Consider the following 3,733-nt stretch of genomic DNA (forward strand, 5'->3'; position numbering starts at 1 on the left):
AAGAATCAAGATTTAAAAGCTGCTAATGCGGTCTATGATCGTATCTTTGAATTAAAGCATGCTATCTATAAAATGGATGAGCCTTCTTCCACTTCGCATTTACGTATGAAGGAAGCTATGTATCAACGTGGATTAATTAGCAGTTCTTTAGCTAGACGACCAGTTTTACCTTTATCTGAAGAAGAAGTAGAGGAAATTCGCCAAGGTTTACAAAAAGTGGGATTAATCAAAGATGAGGTAAAAGCGTATTAATGATATTGGTAGTGGTTACGGAAGCCGTAACCACTACTCTATCGCATTTAGGTGGGTCTAGTTTATAATGATAAAATATCAATCCATTAAATGACCCACGGAGGTAAACAATGTGAATGTTAGTATTAAAGATGTCGCACGTATAGCAGGAGTTTCAACGGCTTCCGTTTCACGAGTATTAAGCGGCAAGCCAGGTGTTGGTGCGAATACAGCAGAGCGAATTCGTAAAGTAATTGAAGAACTCGATTATCGTCCTAATCTAGGTGCGAGAGGACTAGTTAAACGAACTACTGGGAATATTGCAGTGGTGGTTCCGAGGGGTCCATTTACTCTTAATAACCCTTTTTTTTCAACTATTATAGAAGGTATCGCTAAAGGCATTGATCAAACCGATTATAATATGTTAATGTCCTTTACTTCCTTACAGCAAAAAAGACTATTAGAAATACAAGCGGTTGATGGTGTTATTCTTTTTTCACCTCGAAATGAGGAACTAAGCTTAGAATGGCTAGAAAGTGTTGGGTTACCAATTGTAGTAGTTGGTAGTTATATAGAAGAATCTCCATTCCCTTGTGTACGTCCTGATGATGAAGATGGAATACGACAAGCAGTAAATGCTCTTTATCAACTAGGACATCGTAATATTGGGATTATCAACGGACCAATGAGCTCGATGCATAGTGTAAGGTGTTTGAATGGATACAAAAGCACGTTACTGGAACTTGGATTAGACTATTCAGATGAAAATGTCTTTGCAGTGGATGAATATGATGTGTTTAAAGCAACGAAAGGGATGGCTTCATTTTTAACTGAACACAGGAAAATTACTGGAGTAGTTTGCTCATCGGACCATTTAGCAATTGGTGCGATTAAAGCTGCTACAGAAGCAGGGTTAATGGTACCCAGAGATTTATCAGTAATTGGTGCAGATGATGTCCCTATTTCAGGTTATATAACACCATCTTTATCAACCGTTCACGTTGATTTACTGGGTATTGGAAAAAGAGCCACTTCCATTCTAATGGATATACTGCAAGGAAAACAAATTAGAAAGAAAGATGTAGTGTTTAAAATGGAATACATAAATCGTTCAACAACTTCAGTTCCAAGAGAATCTTAAATTCTACATTGAGGAATCTAGTTATAGATTAATTTTGGAAATATACAGCAATGGCGCAGTCTTCTTTGCTTTGAAGGCACTTACAAGTACCCCCAATAGGAGGATTTTATGACAATATTGAACAAGGAAGTTGTGTATAACGATGAGAGTCGTGCTTCAGAACTAATTGGACGTATGGAAAGTGTTCCATTCTCGCGCTGGCATGTCAAACCTCGCGTGATCATGGGGAGTGCAACGTTTTTCGATGCATTTGATGCGCTGTCCCTCGCTTTTGTTTTGCCGGTATTGATTGGATTATGGAAATTGTCACCTGGTCAAATTGGAATCCTCATTAGTGTCGGATATCTCGGACAAGCACTTGGGGCTGTAATTTTCGGTTGGCTGGCAGAACGATTCGGACGTACTTTTAGTGCGAAATGGACCATTCTTTTGATGTCCATTATGAGTATCGCTTGTGTGTTTGCAGGTAATTTTCATGTTTTATTATTATTCCGTTTTATCCAAGGCATTGGAGTTGGTGGTGAAGTCCCTGTTGCAGCGACTTATATAAATGAGCTTTCTCGTGCACATGGACGCGGACGTTTCTTCATGCTTTATGAGATGATTTTCCCTTTTGGATTGATGTTAACCTCACAGATTGGAGCCTTCATAGTACCTAGTTTTGGATGGAAGTGGATGTTCCTAATAGGTGGCATAGGTGGATTTATTGTTTTCTTACTTTTCTTTACGCTCCGTGAATCACCTCGTTGGTTAATTTCCAAAGGTCGATATGATGAAGCTGAACGAATCATTGAAGAGCTCGAAGCAAGCACCGACCAACGCATGCCTGTGACAATTGCACCTCAAACAGTGGTAAAAAGTAATTGGAAAGAGTTGTTCTCACCCATTTACCGTGGGAGAACTTTAATTGTTTGGTCACTATGGTTTGCTGCTTATTTTGTATCTAACGGACTCAATAACTGGTTACCAAGTCTATACAAGACAGTTTATAATCTTCCGTTAGAGGAATCTTTGCGTGCGGCATCGGTTACGAATATAGTACAAGTAATTGGAGTATTCGCTTGTGCTTTCCTTATTGACAAGATTGGTCGTAAAAGATGGGCAACAATTGCATTTCTTGTGGCTGGATTGCTGCTAACCACACTTTGGATTGTTGGTGCTAAAACTCCGGCTAGCGTAATTTATATAGGGTCTACTGCTTATGGCGCAATGGGAACCATCACGGTTCTACTTTACCTATATACACCGGAAATTTATCCAACCCGTATGAGAGCGATCGGTACTGCATTTGCCACAGCTTGGTTACGTCTAGCATCTGCGATAGCTCCTGCTATACTTGGGTTTGTGTTAGGTTCTGGAGGCATTGCTTCCGTGTTTATTCTATTTGCAGGTGTTGCAATCGTTGGTGCCGTGTTAGCATGGCGAATGATTGAAACTCGTAATAAGGCATTGGAAGAGATTGCGCCATAAAATACATTAAAAAATAGCGTGTAATTCAACCAGGCGGACTGAATTACACGTTTTTTAATATTTTATAAAAATAATAGATATATACACCGGAGGTAGTCATTGTGATTAAAAAGATAGAGCATGTAGCACTGATTGTGACAGATATGGAAAAATCTATTTCTTACTACTCAAACATGTTTGGGTTTATCCTTCGAACTCGCAGGCAGAATAAAAGTAGAGATTTAGCATTTTTAACGCTTGAACAACAACCAGGGTTTGAAATTGAATTAATTAGAGACCTTGTTCCGCAAGATTTATATTCTGATTGGGGGATTGTCAATCATCTAGCTTTTACTGTTGAAGATATAGAAGAGGCTATTCAGTTCTACAAAGAAAGAGGAATATCCTTTAATTCAGAGAACTATGACATCGCTAATGATGGAACAAAAACAATCTTTTTTTATGGTCCAAATCGGGAATTATTACAATTAGTAGAACGTGGTTAGTAAGATACTATCAGGCACATCGGGAGTGTCGAAGTGTTTATATAGACTCTTTTTTTGTATCTCCTTTAATTGTCTAAGATTGTATGCTTTAATAAACAGCAAAAGACATCTTCGTGTCTCGAAATGGTCTTTATTTATCAAAAGTTCCTTATTAAAATAAAGGGTGCTTGAGCGAAACAAGGAGTTGTGACGGCAACTCCTTGTTCTTGTTCCACTCCCTCAGTTAAATACGATTTTCTCCCGAATGCTCGCTAATTCGCAGGATTTCATTACCGTTGGTATAGAGTTAACGATTAAATGAAATGAGTTCAGATTTTTAGGCTTCGTGAAAGCATGGGGAAATAGAGGAGTGATTTACAACTCCATATTTTACCATATGATGTACATGCTCCACGCCGCCCTTGGA

4 protein-coding genes are annotated in these 3,733 nt (G+C 38.7%); all 4 read left to right on the top strand.

Features of this window, described 5'->3' with window-relative positions; all coding sequences use genetic code 11:
* On the top strand, positions 1-252 hold a 252-nt coding region (locus COJ96_RS25315; RefSeq protein ID WP_180230258.1), incomplete at its 5' end, for a dihydrodipicolinate synthase family protein.
* 112 nt (positions 253-364) lie between these two features.
* Positions 365-1,372: a LacI family DNA-binding transcriptional regulator gene (locus COJ96_RS25320; RefSeq protein ID WP_098576547.1), complete on the top strand. Its 1,008-nt coding sequence runs from the start codon at positions 365-367 to the stop codon at positions 1,370-1,372.
* Between the two features lie 108 nt (positions 1,373-1,480).
* Complete coding sequence (locus COJ96_RS25325) at positions 1,481-2,842, top strand: MFS transporter (RefSeq protein WP_098576548.1); 1,362 nt, start codon at positions 1,481-1,483, stop codon at positions 2,840-2,842.
* Positions 2,843-2,943: 101 nt separating this feature from the next.
* On the top strand, positions 2,944-3,327 hold the full coding sequence (locus COJ96_RS25330) for a VOC family protein (protein WP_098576549.1): 384 nt from the start codon (positions 2,944-2,946) through the stop codon (positions 3,325-3,327).
* Positions 3,328-3,733 lie beyond the last annotated feature (406 nt).

This window comes from Bacillus sp. AFS073361, from assembly GCF_002567005.1.
Classification (GTDB): domain Bacteria; phylum Bacillota; class Bacilli; order Bacillales; family Cytobacillaceae; genus Neobacillus.

What these genes read in the sequence shown, in the direction of transcription:
- COJ96_RS25325 (WP_098576548.1), top strand. Translation starts at nt 1,481, where the DNA reads ATGACAATATTGAACAAGGAAGTTGTGTATAACGATGAGAGTCGTGCT.